Source organism: Bacillus sp. LQ01 (genome assembly GCF_057624735.1).
Genome location: NZ_JBYEZL010000001.1, coordinates 313,983 through 331,947, shown reverse-complemented (window position 1 = coordinate 331,947; position 17,965 = coordinate 313,983). Strand labels below are relative to the sequence as shown.

The following is a 17,965-nucleotide window of genomic DNA, read 5'->3' as shown; positions in this document are numbered from 1 at the left end:
GTATTTTATATAATAAACGAAACGCCTTCAATATGATTGAAGGCGTTTCTTATAATTTATTGTGCGATTAATTCAGCATCTATTACTTTCTCCAAATGAGATAATACACGCTTTGCAGCTTCCTCACCTTGATTAATACAGTCTGGAAGTCCAGCGCCAGCATAGGAGCTACCTGCCAAGTATATACCTGGCAACTCTTTCTCCATAAATGTTGTGAGCTGTTTCATTCGCTCGTTATGGCCTACTGTATATTGAGGCATCGCTTCTTTCCAGCGACTTACGATTGTAAACTCTGGATCCTCTGTAATATCCATCGTCTTCTTTAAATCCTCTAGTACGAGCTGAACGAGTTCTTCTTCAGTTTGTTCTACAACCGCTTCATCACCAGCACGTCCAACGTAACAGCGAAGGAGTGTTTTTCCTTCTGGCGTTGTATGTGGCCATTTTTTATGCGTCCACGTACATGCTGTAATGGTGTAATCGCTATTTCGTGATACGACAAATCCTGTACCATTAATATCGCGCTGGATTGCAGACTTTTGGAAAGCAAGTGCCACATTCGCAACGGATGTGGATGGAATATTACGGAAGAAACGAAACTGCTTGTACTGAGCAAACATGGACGGCAATACTTTATGCGAAGTTGCCACTACGATGGCGTCCGCTTCTATTTCTTTTCCGTTACTAAGAGTAATTGTATAACCATCACCCTGTTTTGCAACTTTTTCAATGCGAGTTCCCTTTATTATCGTACCTTCATGCATCTTTGCTTCGAGAGATTTTACGATAGATTCTAAACCTGTTTTCACTGTTTGGAACATTCCCTTTTTCGGTTCAGATTTCTCTTCTTTCGGAGCGAGCGTACGCATACCGAGTGAAATACTGCGATGTTTCTGCTCAATCTGATACATTTGCGGGAATGTTGACATTAAGCTCATTTCATCAATATCCCCTGCATAAATACCCGATAGTAACGGTTCTATTAAGTTTTCAACCACTTCGTTTCCAAGACGATTTCTGAAAAATTGTCCGAGTGATTGGTCAGATACTGGCTTTGACCTCGGCATTAATAGATCAAAACCAGCTCTTAGTTTACCAATTGGGGAGAACAGCCCGGAAAATAGAAACGGCGTAATTTGCGTTGGAATTCCCATCATTGATCCATTCGGCATTTTATGTAACCGATTGTTTACGAGGATAAATGATTGACCGGCTTGATTATTTACAAGTTCATCGCCAAGACCTAATTCTTTCACTAATCTAGCTGCACTTTCTTTTCGTGCTAAGAAAGAATCCGGTCCGCGCTCAATTGTAAATCCATCTTTTCGAACGGTTTGAATTTTTCCGCCAAGTTTACCCGATGCTTCTATAAGTAATGTATCAATCGGCAAGTTTTTTTCATGAATATTTTTTTGTAAGTTATACATTGCTGTTAATCCAGTGATGCCTCCGCCGACGATCACAACTTTTTTCCTCAAGCAGGCTCCCCCTTTCTTCTTACAGTACAGATTCTTTTTTCTTTAATACAACATCTGTTAAACAATCAATAAATGCGTCCGATGCATTTGGCATTTCTGGACGATAATATTTCGCACCAATTTCATCCGTTACAACTTTACACTCAAAGTCGTTGTCATATAAAACTTCTAAATGTTCCGCAACAAATCCAACTGGTGCATATACGAATGAAGTATAACCGTGCTTTTCATTTAGTTCTCTCGTTAAATCTTGTACATCTGGACCAATCCAAGGATCTGGTGTGTTTCCTGCACTTTGCCAGCCTACTGCATAGTTTGCTACTTCAGCTCCGCGCGCGATATAATCCGCTGTTTCATTTAATTGATCTGGATATGGATCGCCCATTGCAATAATTTTCTCTGGTAAGCTATGTGCAGATACGATTAATACTGCTTTTTCACGCTCTGCATCTGACATACCGTTATATATACCTTTCACTGCATCAACCCAGTACTGGATGAATTTCGGCTCTTTATACCAGCTATCAATGCCGTGAATTGTTAAGTTTCCAAGTTTCTCAGCTTCTTCTTGTGCTCGTCCAACGTATGATTTCACGCTAAACGTAGAATAGTGAGGTGCAAGAACAAGTGCGATTGCATCTTGTATTCCGTCGTTATGCATATCTTTCACCGCATCTTCAATAAACGGTTCAATATGTTTTAAACCAAGATACATATGGTACTCTACTTCATCTTGTACTTCATTTAAACGCTGTTCTAACTTCTTAGCTTGCTCTAATGTAATAGTAGCTAAAGGAGAAATACCACCAATTGCACGGTAACGCTCTGTTAAATCTTCCAGCATTTCAGGACTTGGCTTTCTTCCTCTACGAATATGTGTATAGTAACGTTCAATATCTTCTTCTTTATATGGCGTTCCGTATGCCATTACAAGCAAACCAATTTTCTTTTTCATACAGCAATTCTCCTTTACTTCGCTAACTGCCCTTTAGAGTATTCATGAATAAATGTAGTTAAACGTTTTAATGTATCCGGATTTACTTCTGGGAATACACCGTGACCTAAGTTAAAGATATAACCCGGCTGTTTCATCCCTTGATCTAAAATACCTTTTACATGTTCTTCAATAACAGACCATGGTGCAAGTAAGAATGAAGGGTCCATATTACCTTGTACCGCCTTATGAACGCCACGTGCACGTGCTTCTTCAATCGGTAAGCGCCAGTCTAAGCCGACTACATCAAGCGGTAAGTCGTGCCACTCATTCACTAAGTGTGCAGCTCCTACGCCGTGCATAATCATCGGTACACCCATCTTACGAACTTCTACAAAAATACGCTCCATTGCTGGTTTAATAAATACGCGATAATCTGCTACATTTACTGTTCCAACCCAAGAATCGAAAATTTGAACTGCTTTTGCTCCTGCGTTTATTTGCGCTTTTAAATATGTAATAACCATATCTGCTAGTTTATCCATTAAAGCGAACCAAGCTTTTGGCTCTGCATACATGAACGCTTTCGTATTATGGTAGTTACGAGATGGACCGCCTTCAATCATATAGCTCGCTAATGTAAATGGAGCTCCTGAAAAACCGATTAACGGTACGTCTAACATTTCTGTCGTTAATAAACGAATTGTATCTAGTATGTACGGTACGTCATCTTCTGGATTGATTTCCCCTAGTTTTTCTACGTCTTGTAAAGAACGGATTGGATTATCAATAACTGGGCCAATACCTGATTTAATTTCTACATCCACACCAATTGCAGGTAGTGGTGACATAATATCTTTATAAAGAATTGCTGCGTCTACGTTATATTGATCAACCGGCAATTTTGTAACGTAAGCACATAACTCTGGATTATGTGTAATTTCAAATAAAGAATACTTTTCTTTAATCTTTCTATATTCCGGCTGTGAACGACCTGCTTGACGCATATACCATGCTGGTACATAATCGGTACGTTCCCCCCTACATGCTTTTAAAAATGTCTCATTTATAGTTCTTACCAAGACCCTTGCTCCCTTCCTTACCAATGCTTCGAATACGTTCGATATTTATCTTTTTTTACTATACAGCTTGTAAAAACAAAATGCATAATATTATGTACGTTGTTCATTAAATTGACACAAACATTCTTAAAAACGCTTACTATTTTCACAACATTCTTATTATAACACAGAGAAAAACTATGGTTTAGCTACTTTTGACTTTTCTCCTTCACGATTCGTTTGTGTATTATATGGTACAACGTAAAAGCTCGGTTTTGAAAATATGTTAACGAACTTTTCCTCATATTCCCCAGCACCATTTACAGTGCTAACATGTGTATGAATTCCGTTCTCCACTCTATAGATTCGGTACATAATTCTGTTATCTGGAAGTGGCGTCCAACTTAATTTTGCTTTAAATAAACCGAAAGGGCTAAATGATAGTTTCATTTTTACATCTTCAATTTTGCGCAGTCGAATCGGAGCGCCGATTGTTTCCACACCTTCAGGCTTCATAAACTTCTCTTTATGTTCTACATTAGCCTTCGTTAAAATTTTCTTGAACAATTTTGTCGCAGATGCACTTTCTCCTTGCAACTGATGCTCCTTATCCGTGCGATCATAACCAATCCAAACAGCGCCTACTAAGTTAGGTGTATAGCCGACGAACCACATATCTCTTGCTCCCTTATCGTCATTTGGCAATGAAGTTGTACCCGTTTTTCCAGCTAACGCACCGTTATATACACCAACTCTCGCTGTTCCTTCCTTCACAACTCCTTCTAACATTTTCGTCATATACCATGCTGTCTGCTTCGAGAAGATTTTCGTCTCTACTTTTGGAGATTCCCCAATGACTGCACCGTGTCTATTTAATACTTTATCAATAACGTGCGGCTCAATAATATTTCCATTTGCTAAAAATGAACGATACATTTTTACAAGATCAAATGTTGAAACGCCATTTTTTAGTCCCCCAAGAGCTGTACTTAAACCAGCATCTGCAATATGGATATTTCCTTTTTCTAAATATTGCTTTCCTTCTTCTACCCCTAACTCATTTAATAAAGAAACTGCCGGTACGTTTGCCGACTCTAAAATCGCATCATACATCGTCATTTCTTTTGAATACTCATGATTATAATTTCGAGGTTCATACCCTTCAAAAGAATTTCTTTCATTTGTTAATAAAGAATACGGATTATACTTTTTCGTTTCTAGTGCTGGTGCATAAACGATAAGTGGTTTTAAAACAGATCCGGGCTGCCTTTTGGCAAAAACACGATTAAATCCTCTCGGGACGTACTTTCTTCCCCCAATCGCCGCTTTAATCCCTCCCGTACGATTATCCATTAATAAGAAAGCACCTTGCGCCCCTTCTTCTTTCCCAGGAAAATTCCTTGCATCTTGAAACTGGTTATATGCTACCTTTTGAATCTTTTCATCCATAGGTACGACAAACGTATATCCTCCGCGAAGTACTTCTTGATGAGACAACCCGTATAAACGAGCGGCTTCATCTATGACCATATCAATATACGGCATATATGCAAGCTCATTCTCATCTAAATTTTTATATAGAGCAATTGTCTTCCCTTGATAACGAACGCTTTCTTCTGCAGTCAAATAGCCTTGTTTATGCATAAGTGACAATACTAGATCGCGCCGTTCCTTACTCTTCTCTGCAGAATAGTACGGTGAATATCCGTTTGGTGACTTCGGAAGGCCTGCAAGCATTGCCCCTTCCTCTACTGTTAAATCCTCAACATTTTTATTAAAATACAACTTTGCTGCCGCTTGAATACCGTAAGCCCCATGACCAAAATAAATATGATTCATATACATTTCAAGAATTTGTTGCTTCGTATATTTTTGCTCTAATTGAAGAGAAATTGCGACTTCCTTCAATTTGCGCGTAAATGTTTTTTCACGAGTTAAAAAGACGTTTTTAGCGAGTTGCTGCGTAATGGTACTACCGCCCTCTACCTTCTCTCTAGCTAACGTATCTTTATAAAGAGCACGGAATATAGACGGATAATCAATCCCTTGATGCTCATAAAAACGAGAATCTTCCACCGCAACAAACGCCTGCTGCACATACTTCGGAATTTGCTCGATCGGTACGAGGTCTCTATTTTCTACGTATAATTTCGTAATTTCTTTCCCTTTCTGGTCAACGATACGTGATGAAGAGTGGAAAACGAGCTGCTTTTCATCCATCATATAGCCACCAGCTAACACGATAAGTTTATAGAGTACAATCGCTACTACGAACGTTGCGACGCCGCCTAATAAAGTCCACTTTACTTTCTTCATACATCGTCCTTCTTTCCAAATGATGGTACATTTATTATTTGAAAAAGAAGTATCTTTATGTATATAATCTTCGAAGTTTTTTAAGAGAGTTGATATAATAGAAACAAACTAGTAAGGGGGCATTAAAATGAAGGCTATTATTTCATACGAAACACCTCTAGAACAAGCACATTTCACTGCAAAAAATGATGAGAAAAATATGTTTTATAAAGAAAATACAGAAGAATCTGTAGAAGGTTCACTTCAGTATGACGTACTAGATGCTGTCGGCGAATTTAAAGGACAACCTGGCTATATCGTTTGTAACAACATTTCTGTAACAGACGAAGGTCGCCCTGTATTTGAAAACCGCTTTAAAAACCGCGCAGGCCTTATCGAAAACGAACCAGGATTCCAAGCGATCCGTGTTCTACGTCCATTAAGTAACGATACATATGTCATCTTAACGATGTGGGAAACAGAGCAAAACTTTAAAGACTGGACAGAATCACGTTCATTCGAAAACGCTCATAAAAAACGTCCCACGCAAGCAGAAGGAAAACCTCAGGCTCAAGCGCATCCACATGCGGAACAGCAAAAGAGTATTTTCTCTCGCCCTTCTTTTGTGACTACTTTTGATGTGTTAGTTTAATTTTTTTGAGTTTGGAGTTCGGAAACCGCGGTATGTGAAATTATATCAGCGTTTCTTCGAATTTATCGGCGCAACTCGAATTATATCAGCGTTTTTCTGAATATATCAGCGCAACTCGAATTATATCAGCGTTTCTTCGAATTTATCGGCGCAACTCGAATTATATCAGCGTTTCTTCGAATTTATCGGCGCAACTCGAATTATATCAGCGTTTCTTCGAATTTATCGGCGCAACTCGAATTATATCAGCGTTTCTTCGAATATATTAGCGCAACTCGAATTATATCAGCGTTTTTCTGAATATATCAGCGCAACTCGAATTATATCAGCGTTTCTTCGAATATATCGACTTATCGACAAATCATGACACAAAAAGGAAACACCATTACACACCGGTGTTTCCTTTTTCTTTGTACCAATTATATATACGAAATGAATCTTTTTTTCTCATATGCTTTACTTCATAACCCCGCCCCGCTACCGCTACAAGAGTTGTACATAATTCATCCTTTCTTTGAAAATACGATTGATTATAACCTACTGCTTGAACATGTCTTCTTCGCATTATTCCTGTATATTTCGAAAAATTACGATATACAACCGTTAGTTGATTTTCTCTTAATTCATAACCGCCACTTTTATATCTAGCATACGCAAGTAACGAAAACACGATAAATAACGGTAAAATAAAAAATAACGCAATATATTGTTTTAAATATATACTTACGCTAGCAATTAGAACTGTGAGTATGATACTTATTAACCAGCCCATAATGAAATAACGACGCAACGCTGTTTTTGGTAAGTGAGCGATCTCCGCTTCAATTTCATAAGGTAACTCTAAATATGTGAGCAGGTGCTGTACATCTTTTTTCTTCATAAAAGGATGCAGCATCACTTCATTACTTGCTGCTCCAATACTGTGAATTGCTTCCACTTCAACAGCGCAATAACCAAATGGCTGGCGAAGCATACATTCTTTTACAGTAATCGCTTGAATTCGGTGCAATTTTAAGACAAACTCTTTCTTTTCAAATAACCCTTGAACGATACGAATTTCTTCCCCTTTTCGCTCAATTTTAAAGTTTGCATATTTCAACACATATCCAGCCGTGGAAATAATCCATGAAATTGCCATTAAAATTAATGCTATTACAATTAGTTTATAAACACCGTTTCCCATCACATACCCTTCTACTTTACTTGTGAATCCTTCAGGAAGAACAAAATCAAACTTTGTGTAAAGAAGTACCAGTCCAGAAAACACTAGTCCGAACCGACCAGATGTAATCGCTGCTGCTAAAACCTCTTTCGCTGTTAACTGATAAACCGTCTTGCTTTCTTCCTCTTCTATTTCTTCTTTTACAGTAGTTTCTTTCTTATGTAATAAAGAGATTAAATGTTTTGCCTCGTCTTCTTTAATACCAGCCAACATCACTTCTGGTTCACTACCACCACCCGCTACTTCTATATTTAACTTCATAAGCCCAAGCATCTGATAAATGACATTAGAAGACGTACTAACATTTTGCACACGTTCTTTATTTAAATAACTTTCCTTCTTTACAAAAACACCGTGCTTTATATGTAAAATATTATTCTCAATCCAGTACACTTTAAAATACCATTTAATTGCTGAAAAAATAGCCATGATGAATAAAACAACCAGAAGGAAAAGATAAAATAAATACCAAGGTTCCACTTGTTCATCAGGTTTAAATAAAACAAGAATAATAAGTGGCAACAAACTCGCAACTCTAATACCTAACAATATCGTAATCGGATGTTGCCTCTTATACATCCTTATCACTCACTTTCGCAAGTTCTCCAATTTGTCTTTTTAGCTGTTCTGCTTCTTCTTTCGTTAAACCTGGAATACTATGAGAAGTTGCGGCTGTTGAAATGTGTAATTCTGCTAAATTATACTTTCTCATGATCGGCCCTTGCTCAATCGTTACGTGCTGCACACGGATCATCGGAATAAGTACGCGTTTTACAACGAACATTCCCTTTTGAATCTCAATCTCTTCTTCATTTAATCTGTAACTATAATAGCGCTGACGTAAATTTGGAAACACAAAATAATCAAGTGGAATAAATGTAATAGCTCCTGTTACTAATAGTCCAAACAACCAGCCCCACCAGTTAAAGTTAATCATAAAAAAGAAATACGCAATTACGACTGTTAGTATAACTGCCGTCCCAATTAAAGCGTGAATTCGCCACACTTTCAGCATATTAAAATGAATCTCCCTTTCTAACGGCTGCATCTCATCACTCCAATTCTATGAATTTATTACTTATATATTATCAAAAAATAAGATTTCATATACATTTTTGTAAATTTATAGTCAAATAAAAATATATGAATCAAAAGCATATTAAAGAAAAACATACCTCAGTTTTGAAAATTATATATTATAAATATGAATTATATTGAACTAAAATAAACCTTACATGATTCATGTAAGGTTTATCGTTTTATACACAATATATTTCATTATTGTTGAGATATACTAGCATCGCTTTCAATTCGCTTTTCTTTTTGGCTCAGTTTTTTATCTTTAGATTTTTTTAATGTTAAAGTCATACCAATAAAAATAAAAAGAATTCCTGTTATTTGCATTAAAGTTGGACGGAATCCAGTAAGTACAGTATCTAATAATATTGCCACTGCCGGATCCAAAAAAACTAATATTGAGATTGTTTTTGTAGATAAATAGCGTAAACTATCAAAAAACAGATAATATACTATCCCTGTGTGAATAAAACCAGTAGCTATAATATATGTCCAATTACTTTGAGTGAGGCCACTAAAAGCATCTAAATCTATAAATGGTATTAAAAGAAATATCCCCAAGAATGTTTGTAAAAATGTCATTGCATACGCACTCATTTTGTTAATCCCTTTACCAAATAAAGTTGTAAATGCATAAAAGAGAGCTGCAAGAAATCCCCATATCATACCTGAAGACATTAATGAACCGACAGAGAAACTTCCATCGATACCAGCAATTAATAAAGCTCCTGCAAAACACACAACTATTGAAATGATAGATATTAATGTTAATTTTTCTTTAAAGACGATACTTCCAATTAACAGTACAATTACTGGTGCAAGATGATAAACCGAGATAGCAATTGTAACTGACATATTTTCAAAGGCTTTAAATAAGAAAACCCAATTAAATACTAAGAAAAAGCCACATATTAAAACTTGAATAACTTCTTTTCGTTCCCATTTATCTTGTTTATATTGCCCTGTAAGCAACCAGCATACACTTAAAAATATTGTCGCAAAAATACACCTTACAAACACTAATTCAAACGAAGGTAAGTTTGTTTGAACTGAAAAAAATCCAACTGATCCAAAGATAACCATTGATGCTATCATCTTTAAAGCCGGTACCGTTTTCTCTTGCTTAAAACTTTTTTGAAGCAAATTAATCCCCCTCCAATAAAAACTCGGTTTATAGTGAGAAAAACACCAGCCTAAAAAAGGACAGGTGCTTTTCCTCAAAAACACTCAATTATAAATTTTTCCCAGCAGTCCAACCACCATCAATTACAAAATTAGAACCAGTAATAAAGCGGGCCTGATCAGAAATCAAGTACTCAATACATGAAACAATATCCTGCGGCAACCCCCAAGTATCTAAAGATTGATTACTTTTTATCATAGACATCAAGGCTGTATTACTAAAGTATTCTTCTGTAAGTTCAGTTCTAATAACACCGGGAGAAATGCTATTCACCCTTATATTTTGCTTTCCAAATTCCATAGCCATCTGTTTAGTCAATCCGATTAAAGCATGCTTTGATGCAACATAAGCAGCTCGCTCTGGTTCAGCCATTAATCCAGAAACCGATGCTATATTCACAATACAACCTTTTATTTTCGATTCGCACCATCGCTTCGCTACTTCCCTAGAAAGGATAAATGGGGCTACTAAATTTACATCAATTACTTTTTTAAACATATCATCGGATAAATGTAAAACAGGTGTTATCTCTCGAATACCAGCTGCATTTATTAATATATCAGGAGAAAGCTTTTCTAAATCTAATTGAGTAAAAAGATTATGAATCGCTTCGCTATTACTTAAATCAATTTGCACTACTTTCAAAGGCATATCTGTTTTCATATAATCTATTAAATTATTATTATTAATATCAAGCGCTATTACATGAAATGATTTTTCTAAAAAGTATTTTATACAAGCATGACCTATACCGCTATTGGCTCCAGAAATCATAATTATTTTATTCTCTCTCATTTTGTCTCCTTATAAGAAAATGTTACTAATAAAATATCACGAAAAGCCTCCGTACTACATTCTGTTCCAAGTGGCGTTACGGCATGGAAGACCTTTTGTCCAAATACTAAAGTTTCTAAAGGCTCCTTCAAACTTATAAACTGATTAATTTCCCGAGGAGAATTAGCTATTAAATTATCTCCACCAATAGCTGTATTACTTAAATTCATAAGGTGTAAAAACACTACTGGTTCATCATCTTTATGTAACCAAATAGGTGAACTAAAAGATGGTCTTTCTTTAGTAGCTTTATATCTTACTTGATGTAAACCTATAATTAAGTCTTTACTTGTATCTATTATATTTGTTTTAAATGCAAATTCAGTATCGAAGCGCACGATATTTTGAATTAAAGGATTACATAAAAAGCTATCATTTATGCTATTGAACTGTCTAACTTTCCCGCCATCGTCATAGTTATATTCTTTAGATTGGAAGTAATCATTACTATTATCTAAAATATAATCTGGTGAATCAACATACTTTATATACCTTGAATAAGATCTAGCACGGCATTCACCGTATGCATCATCTTCCAAATTATAATAATCTAACTGTGCTTGTGTTAATAGACGATGATTCTCTTCCTCTTGTAAAAAGATTTCATTTGAGATTTCAAGGAATCCTTTAGATTCAAATTCATGTACCTTTTCTTCTATGCTAAAGCCACTCATTTTACTAAGAACAAACGTCATTATAAAAACCTCCACACTATTGTATTTTTCTATCTCACCCTATGTTAGAAATGCAATAAGTAACCGAGATTCTTGCTTAATAAAATTAAAAATTATGATATTCAATTAATACACCAAATGAAATATACGTAATTCGTTAAAATTATTTATTAAGCAATACTATATATCCTTTCGGGTATTTTTTCTAATTATCTGAAGATTTATCAACATTAGTCTTAATATTCAAAAATAAAGAAATAGATTTTTCAGAAAGATAAAACTGCGCGTATTGCAATTATTTATGTATATAACTTTTTTAAAAATTATATTTTAAATATAGCTAGTTTTTTATAAATTTTTTGATATAATTACATACGGGAAAAGGGAAGAATTTTGTCTTCCCTTGTGTTTTTATTTGCATCTAGTACTTTTGCTAGATGCTTTTTTTTATGCTAAAAAAGGTATCCTCAAATACTTTGAGGATACCTTTTCACCTTTATTATCTCTGCTGTTTTCTACCTAATATGAGTAATCCAAAACTCATCATTACAAGAAGTGCTCCCATATATGGTTCCACAGGCATTTTCTGCCCTGTCTTCGGTAATTCTTTTTCAGGGTTCTCTGGATTCGGTGTCCCAGGCTTTTCTGGATCTGGTGTCCCAGGTTTTTCTGGATTTGGTGTTCCAGGCTTTTCTGGATTTGGTGTTCCAGGCTTTTCTGGATTCGGTGTTCCAGGTTTCTCCGGATTCGGTGTTCCAGGCTTTTCTGGATTCGGTGTTCCAGGTTTCTCCGGATTCGGTGTTCCAGGCTTTTCTGGATCTGGTGTTCCAGGTTTTTCTGGATCTGGTGTTCCAGGTTTTTCTGGATCTGGTGTTCCAGGTTTTTCTGGATCTGGTGTTCCAGGTTTTTCTGGATCTGGTGTTTCTGGGCCTGGTGGCGCTAAATGATTCAATTTGTTTAATACTTCTAATTGAACTGCATTTATCATTCCATTTGTAATTTCAAATGGAATTGGATTAGTTAATTTTTCATATCCTTTTGGTGCTTCTACTTCTACTAGTGTGTAGTTACCTACAGATAGATCTGTGATTTTTGCCTTTCCATCTTTATCTGTTGTTACTTTCACTACTACTTTTCCCTTTTCATCATGAACCTCAAACACAGCTCCTGATAAGACTTCCTTGCTTTCAGCGGCCATTTTTGTAATCTCCACTGAACCTTTGTCTAACTGTTCATTCTCTACTTGCAATGATAAGACTTTCGTCATACCTTTTGTAATTTCGAATGAAACTGGCTTTTCTAGTGGTTTGTAGCCTGCTGGTGTTTCTACTTCTACTAACTCATACTTTCCAATAGATAAATCTGAAATGTCTGCTTTTCCTTCTTTATCCGTTGTTACTTTCGCAACTACTTTGCCTTTTGAGTCACGTACTTCAAATACAACATTTTCTAATGGTGCTTTACTGTCTTTATCTATTTTTGTGATTTCTACATTCCCCGTATCTACCATTTCATTTTCTACAGTGAACGCTAAAGATTTTGTCATACCTTTTGTAATTTCAAATAGTACAGGCTTTTCTAATTTTTTGTAGCCTGGTAAACTCTCTACTTCTACTAACTTGTACTTTCCTACTGATAAATCTGCAACTGTTGCTTTTCCAGCTTTATCTGTCGTTACTTTCGTTACTACCTTGCCTTTGTCGTCTTGAACTTCAAAGACTACACCTGCTAACGGTGCCTTATTATCTTTATCTATTTTTGTAATTTCTACATTTCCCGTATCTACCATTTCATTTTCTATGTTTAATGATAGAACTTCTGTCATACCCTTTTTAATTTCGAATGATACTGGCTCTGTTAGTTTTTTGTAGCCTGGTAAGCTCTCTTTCTCTACTAATTTGTACTTTCCTACAGATAAGTCTGAGATTTTTGCTTTACCATTTTTATCTGTTTTTACTTCCGTTACTACTTTTCCTTGTTCGTCTTGCACTTCGAAGACTACGTCTTCTAATACTTTTTGACTATCTTTATCCACTTTTGTGATTTCTACTGAGCCTTTGTCTACTAGTTCATTCTCTACTTTTAGTGATAAGACTTCTGTCATACCTTTTTTGATTTCAAATGATACTGATTTCGCTAGTTTTTTATATCCTGGTAAGCTCTCTACCTCTACTAGCTTATATTTTCCTACTGATAAATCAGCAATCTTTGCTTTTCCTTCTTTATCTGTCGTTACTTTTGTTACTACTTTGCCTTTTTCATCTTGTACTTCGAAGACTACACCTGCTAATGCTTTTTGACTATCTTTATCTACTTTTGTAATCTCTACTGAGCCTTTGTCTAACTGTTCATTCTCTACTTTTAATGATAAGACTTCTGTCATACCTTTTTTGATTTCGAATGATACTGGCTCTGTTAGTTTTTTGTAACCTGGTAAGCTTTCTTTCTCTACTAATTTGTACTTTCCTACAGATAAGTCTGAGATTTTTGCTTTACCATTTTTATCTGTTTTTACTTCCGTTACTACTTTTCCTTGTTCGTCTTGTACTTCGAAGACTACGCCTTCTAATGCTTTTTGATTATCTTTATCTACTTTTGTGATTTCTACATTTCCCTTGTCTAACATTTCGTTTTCTACTGTTAAAGCAAGAGATTTTGTCATGCCTTTTTCAATTTGGAAAGTAATCGGATCTACTAATTGTTTATATCCTTTTGGTGCTTTTACTTCTACTAACTTGTATGTGCCGACTGATAAATTAGTAACTTGTACTTGTCCTTTTTTATCTGTCGTTATTTTAGCGACTACTTGTCCTGCTTCATCTTGAATTTCAAAGACTGCATCAGCTAAAGCATCTTTATTTTCTTTATCTACTTTTGTAATTTCTACATTTCCTGTATCCACTAATTCATTTTCTACTGTTAGCTTTAGCGCTGTTACTCTACCCTTTTCAATTTCGAATGAAATTGGCTTTTCTAGTGGTTTGTATCCTGCCGGTGTTTCTACTTCCACCAACTCATACTTCCCGATAGATAAATCTGAAACGTTTGCTTTTCCTTCTTTATCCGTTGTTACTTTCGCAACTACTTTTCCTTTTAAATCACGTACTTCAAATACAACATTTTCTAATGGTGCTTTACTATCTTTATCTATTTTTGTTATCTCGACATTCCCTGTATCCACCATTTCATTTTCTACTTTTAATGATAGGACTTCGGTCATGCCTTTTTTGATTTCAAATGATATTGGTTTTTCTAATTTTTTATAACCAGGTAAACTTTCTACCTCTACTAATTCATACTTTCCTACAAGTAAATCTGAAACATTTGCTTTTCCATCTTTATCTGTCGTTACTTTTGTAACTTCATTACCCTTTTCATCTTGGACGATGAATGTTACTCCCGCTAACGGTGCTTTATTATCTTTATCTATCTTTGTTATCTCTATATTTCCCGTATCTACCATTTCATTTTCTATTTTTAATGATAGAACTTCGGTCATGCCTTTTTTGATTTCAAATGATACTGGATCTGTTAGTTTCTTATAGCCCGGTAAACTTTCTTTCTCTACTAATTTGTACTTTCCTACTGATAGATCTGAGATTTTTGCTTTACCATCTTTATCTGTTTTTACTTCCTTTACTACTGTTCCAGCTTCATCTTGCACTTCAAAAACTACGCCTTTTAATGCTTTTTTGCTGTCTTTATCTATTTTTGTAATTTCTACTGAACCTTTATCTAACTGTTCATTTTCTACTTTCAACGATAGGACTGTTGTCATACCTTTTTTAATTTCGAATGATACTGAATCTGTTAGCTTTTTGTAGCCTGGTAAACTTTTCGTCTCTACTAATTTGTACTTCCCTACTGATAAATCAGAGATTTTTGCTTTACCATCTTTATCTGTTTTTACTTCTGTTACTACTTTTCCTTGCTCATCTTGCACTTCGAAGACTACGCCTTCTAATACTTTTTGACTATCTTTATCTATTTTTGTAATTTCTACTGAGCCTTTGTCTAACTGCTCGTTTTCTACTTTTATTGCTAAAGCTTTTGTCATACCTTTTTTTATTTCAAATGGTACTGGTTCTGTTAGCTTTTTATAACCTGGTAAGCTTTTCGTCTCTACTAATTTGTACTTTCCTACTGATAGATCTGAAACATTTGCTTTTCCATCTTTATCTGTTACTACTTTTCTTACTACTTCATCTTTCTCATCTTGGACTTCAAATTCGACACCCGCTAATACTGCTCCGTTTTCTTTGTCCACTTTTGTAATTTCTATATTACCTTTGTCTACCATTGCATTTTCCACTTGTATTGGGAATATGCTGTCCCCTGTTACACTTACTTCGAACTCTGTTTCTTTTAATTGGTAGCCTTCAGGCGCTTTCGTTTCTTTTAAAATATATTTTCCTAGTGCTAACGGTTTAGAGATTGCCTTACCATCTTTATCTGTAACAATATGTTCGACTACTACACCGTCTTTTACTATATCAAACTCTGCATTTGCTAATGGTTTTTCACCATTTTCCGAATCAATTTTCTTTATTTCAATTTGACCCTTTTGCACAGTATTTTTAATTTCAATTGTTTTTGTTTCTCCAGCTTGAAGTGTAACCTCTACTGGGCTTGTTAATTTTTGATATCCTTCTGGTGCTACTGTTTCATAAACTTTATACGTCCCAGGAGCTAAAGTTTGAGGTACTGAAAAACCTTTTTCGTCCGTTGTCAGTTTTGCAACAACTTCATTTGCACTATTTCGAACTTCAAATTCGGCACCTTTTAACCCTTTGTTCGGATTCTCAGAATCTATTTTATGAAGCGATACTGTACCATCTTTTGGAGCTTCAGGCGGTGTAATAGTTACTTCTTTTGATGTTAATGTTTTATCATCAAAATGTAATTCCGCTTTATTAGGAATCTGCTTATCTACGTAAGAAGATAAGTCTGCATTATTTTTAATTTTCGCCTTGATACTAAGATTAATTATCTGGTCTTCATATGACTTATAATCAAAATTCTCACCAAACGTAAATGTTACTTCACTTCTTTGTTTATCTATATTTAACGTCCCTTTAGAAGTAATATCTTGGCCATTTTTATCATACACTTTTGCCTCTAATACTTCTAAAACATCTTCTAAATCATCACTAATTACCATAGATGTGTATTTAGAAGGATCGTTCGGTATATGTGTACCAACTTGGTATTGAATAACTTGATCCATTTGTGTTAGCTGCTCATTCTCTACAAGCTTGCCATTCTCATCAACTATATTTTTTTCAATGCTAGGTGGATTATTGTCACCTGAACCAGATCCTCCCCCACCACTCACAAATACTTGTCCTACTTTTTCTTCAGTTTTAATATTTTTACCTTCTAATTTCACAGTATTTTTATGAGGTTTTGCAGCAGGATTTGTAACCTTTGTTTTATATCTTAAAATATAGCCTTTTGAACTGTCTGGAAATTCAATTGTAAATCCAGTCTTTGTTGCATTTATTTTAATGTTAGATAAATTTGCTGGCTTAATATTTGTTGGTGCATAACCATCTTCAAATACAGCCTCTTCTAATACTACGCTGTCTGTAATTAACTCATGCCCAGGTCCTAATGTATCTGTTAATTTAAGATCTTGCATTTCTGTTCCAGTTGCATTTACATATACAAGCCAATCAGCAATAGACGGATCTTCTTGATTATAAGAACCCCATTTCAATAGATTTTCCGTATTGGGTTGTGGCTTCGGTCTCTCTGTCGTATTACTTACATTTACTTCTTTATTTACGATTTGACCATCAACGTTAAATTCTAATGGAATTTCTTTAACACCATCATATGCTTCTAGACCAAAGTAGAATTCTACGAATAAAGAACCTTTAATGTTGTTCTTTCCTTCTACGTAATCACCCATAGTACACGTTAATAGACCCTTTTTCATCTCACATGTACCAACTGTTTTTCCTTCAGCATCTTTTAAAGGAAAACTCATATTCATAAGGTCTTTTCGAAACTCTTTTGGCATATCAATTGTGAATTGATCTCCACTTTTTATTTTTTCTTTAGCTGACCACTTCACTTCTACTTTCATACCATCTGAGGCTTGATATGGTTCAGATGTCGTGCCATCAGTACGGGAAATATTAATTTCGTCCACTGGACTTTTCATCACAGCAGCTTGAATAACTGGAGCCCACACATTCAGCACTGAAAATAATACTAGAAAAACTAATGAAACCATTGAAATATGTCTTTTAGTACTTTTCATTTGCATAGTTCCTTCCTATTTTTTATATTTATATAACAAAAAAAGACCGTCCGGTTGCATCAAAAATGTGCAACCAGACGATCTTAGTAACCAATATGTATTACCGTAGACTCTAAGCTTTGCGGCCTATCCTTTCGAATAGTGTGCTAAAAATATCTTTTATTCTTTTTTTGTTTCATTTTCCTCTTAAACCAAATATTACTATACCGTCTGGACGGTTATAATTCAATACTCTATAAAATTGTTCTATTTTTCTAATAAAAAAAATAATTCACCACTACATTAAA

Annotated in this window: 11 protein-coding genes and 1 riboswitch; of the genes, 1 reads left to right on the top strand and 10 read right to left on the bottom strand. The window is 35.1% G+C overall.

Annotation, left to right across the window (positions count from 1 at the left end):
* Positions 1-56: 56 nt before the first annotated feature.
* The 4 genes from hemY to AC22L0_RS01790 form a co-directional block, all read right to left on the bottom strand.
* Positions 57-1,478 carry a protoporphyrinogen oxidase gene (hemY, locus tag AC22L0_RS01805; protein ID WP_487272101.1) on the bottom strand — a complete coding sequence of 474 codons (1,422 nt, stop codon included), beginning with the start codon at positions 1,476-1,478 and terminating at the stop codon, positions 57-59.
* Between the two features lie 19 nt (positions 1,479-1,497).
* On the bottom strand, positions 1,498-2,433 hold the full coding sequence (gene hemH, locus AC22L0_RS01800) for a ferrochelatase (protein WP_000726800.1): 936 nt from the start codon (positions 2,431-2,433) through the stop codon (positions 1,498-1,500).
* Positions 2,434-2,447: 14 nt separating this feature from the next.
* Positions 2,448-3,494, bottom strand: a complete 1,047-nt coding sequence (hemE, locus tag AC22L0_RS01795; protein WP_487272100.1) for a uroporphyrinogen decarboxylase — start codon at positions 3,492-3,494, stop codon at positions 2,448-2,450.
* A gap of 177 nt (positions 3,495-3,671) precedes the next feature.
* Positions 3,672-5,789, bottom strand: coding sequence for a transglycosylase domain-containing protein (locus AC22L0_RS01790; RefSeq protein ID WP_097796472.1), 2,118 nt, complete (start codon positions 5,787-5,789; stop codon positions 3,672-3,674).
* A 127-nt stretch (positions 5,790-5,916) separates the two neighbouring features.
* On the opposite strand from AC22L0_RS01790, the gene hmoB reads away from it, so the two are divergent.
* Entirely contained in the window at positions 5,917-6,420 is a 504-nt protein-coding gene (hmoB, locus tag AC22L0_RS01785) for a heme-degrading monooxygenase HmoB (RefSeq protein WP_048568198.1), read from the top strand.
* 385 nt (positions 6,421-6,805) lie between these two features.
* Here the strand turns inward: hmoB and AC22L0_RS01780 are convergent, their stop codons facing one another.
* The 6 genes from AC22L0_RS01780 to AC22L0_RS01755 form a co-directional block, all read right to left on the bottom strand.
* The gene (locus AC22L0_RS01780; protein ID WP_487272099.1) at positions 6,806-8,221 is read right to left on the bottom strand and encodes a PH domain-containing protein; all 1,416 of its coding nucleotides are present in this window, start codon (positions 8,219-8,221) and stop codon (positions 6,806-6,808) included.
* Positions 8,214-8,690 (bottom strand): PH domain-containing protein, encoded by a 477-nt coding sequence (locus AC22L0_RS01775; protein ID WP_098207859.1) that lies wholly within the window; start codon positions 8,688-8,690, stop codon positions 8,214-8,216. Before AC22L0_RS01775 ends, AC22L0_RS01780 begins: the two co-directional genes overlap by 8 nt.
* A gap of 230 nt (positions 8,691-8,920) precedes the next feature.
* Positions 8,921-9,862, bottom strand: coding sequence for a DMT family transporter (locus AC22L0_RS01770; RefSeq protein ID WP_000939630.1), 942 nt, complete (start codon positions 9,860-9,862; stop codon positions 8,921-8,923).
* 88 nt (positions 9,863-9,950) lie between these two features.
* Positions 9,951-10,697, bottom strand: coding sequence for an SDR family NAD(P)-dependent oxidoreductase (locus AC22L0_RS01765; RefSeq protein WP_001208941.1), 747 nt, complete (start codon positions 10,695-10,697; stop codon positions 9,951-9,953).
* The gene (locus tag AC22L0_RS01760) at positions 10,694-11,431 is read right to left on the bottom strand and encodes a 2OG-Fe dioxygenase family protein (RefSeq protein WP_000144819.1); all 738 of its coding nucleotides are present in this window, start codon (positions 11,429-11,431) and stop codon (positions 10,694-10,696) included. Before AC22L0_RS01760 ends, AC22L0_RS01765 begins: the two co-directional genes overlap by 4 nt.
* A gap of 478 nt (positions 11,432-11,909) precedes the next feature.
* Positions 11,910-17,684, bottom strand: a complete 5,775-nt coding sequence (locus tag AC22L0_RS01755) for a SpaA isopeptide-forming pilin-related protein (RefSeq protein ID WP_487272098.1) — start codon at positions 17,682-17,684, stop codon at positions 11,910-11,912.
* 59 nt (positions 17,685-17,743) lie between these two features.
* Positions 17,744-17,836, bottom strand: a riboswitch (cyclic di-GMP riboswitch).
* Between the last annotated feature and the right edge of the window lie 129 nt (positions 17,837-17,965).

What these genes read in the sequence shown, in the direction of transcription:
- hemH (WP_000726800.1), bottom strand. Translation starts at nt 2,433, where the DNA reads ATGAAAAAGAAAATTGGTTTGCTTGTAATGGCATACGGAACGCCATAT.
- AC22L0_RS01790 (WP_097796472.1), bottom strand. Translation starts at nt 5,789, where the DNA reads ATGAAGAAAGTAAAGTGGACTTTATTAGGCGGCGTCGCAACGTTCGTA.
- hmoB (WP_048568198.1), top strand. Translation starts at nt 5,917, where the DNA reads ATGAAGGCTATTATTTCATACGAAACACCTCTAGAACAAGCACATTTC.
- AC22L0_RS01780 (WP_487272099.1), bottom strand. Translation starts at nt 8,221, where the DNA reads ATGTATAAGAGGCAACATCCGATTACGATATTGTTAGGTATTAGAGTT.
- AC22L0_RS01775 (WP_098207859.1), bottom strand. Translation starts at nt 8,690, where the DNA reads ATGCAGCCGTTAGAAAGGGAGATTCATTTTAATATGCTGAAAGTGTGG.
- AC22L0_RS01765 (WP_001208941.1), bottom strand. Translation starts at nt 10,697, where the DNA reads ATGAGAGAGAATAAAATAATTATGATTTCTGGAGCCAATAGCGGTATA.
- AC22L0_RS01760 (WP_000144819.1), bottom strand. Translation starts at nt 11,431, where the DNA reads ATGACGTTTGTTCTTAGTAAAATGAGTGGCTTTAGCATAGAAGAAAAG.
- AC22L0_RS01755 (WP_487272098.1), bottom strand. Translation starts at nt 17,684, where the DNA reads ATGCAAATGAAAAGTACTAAAAGACATATTTCAATGGTTTCATTAGTT.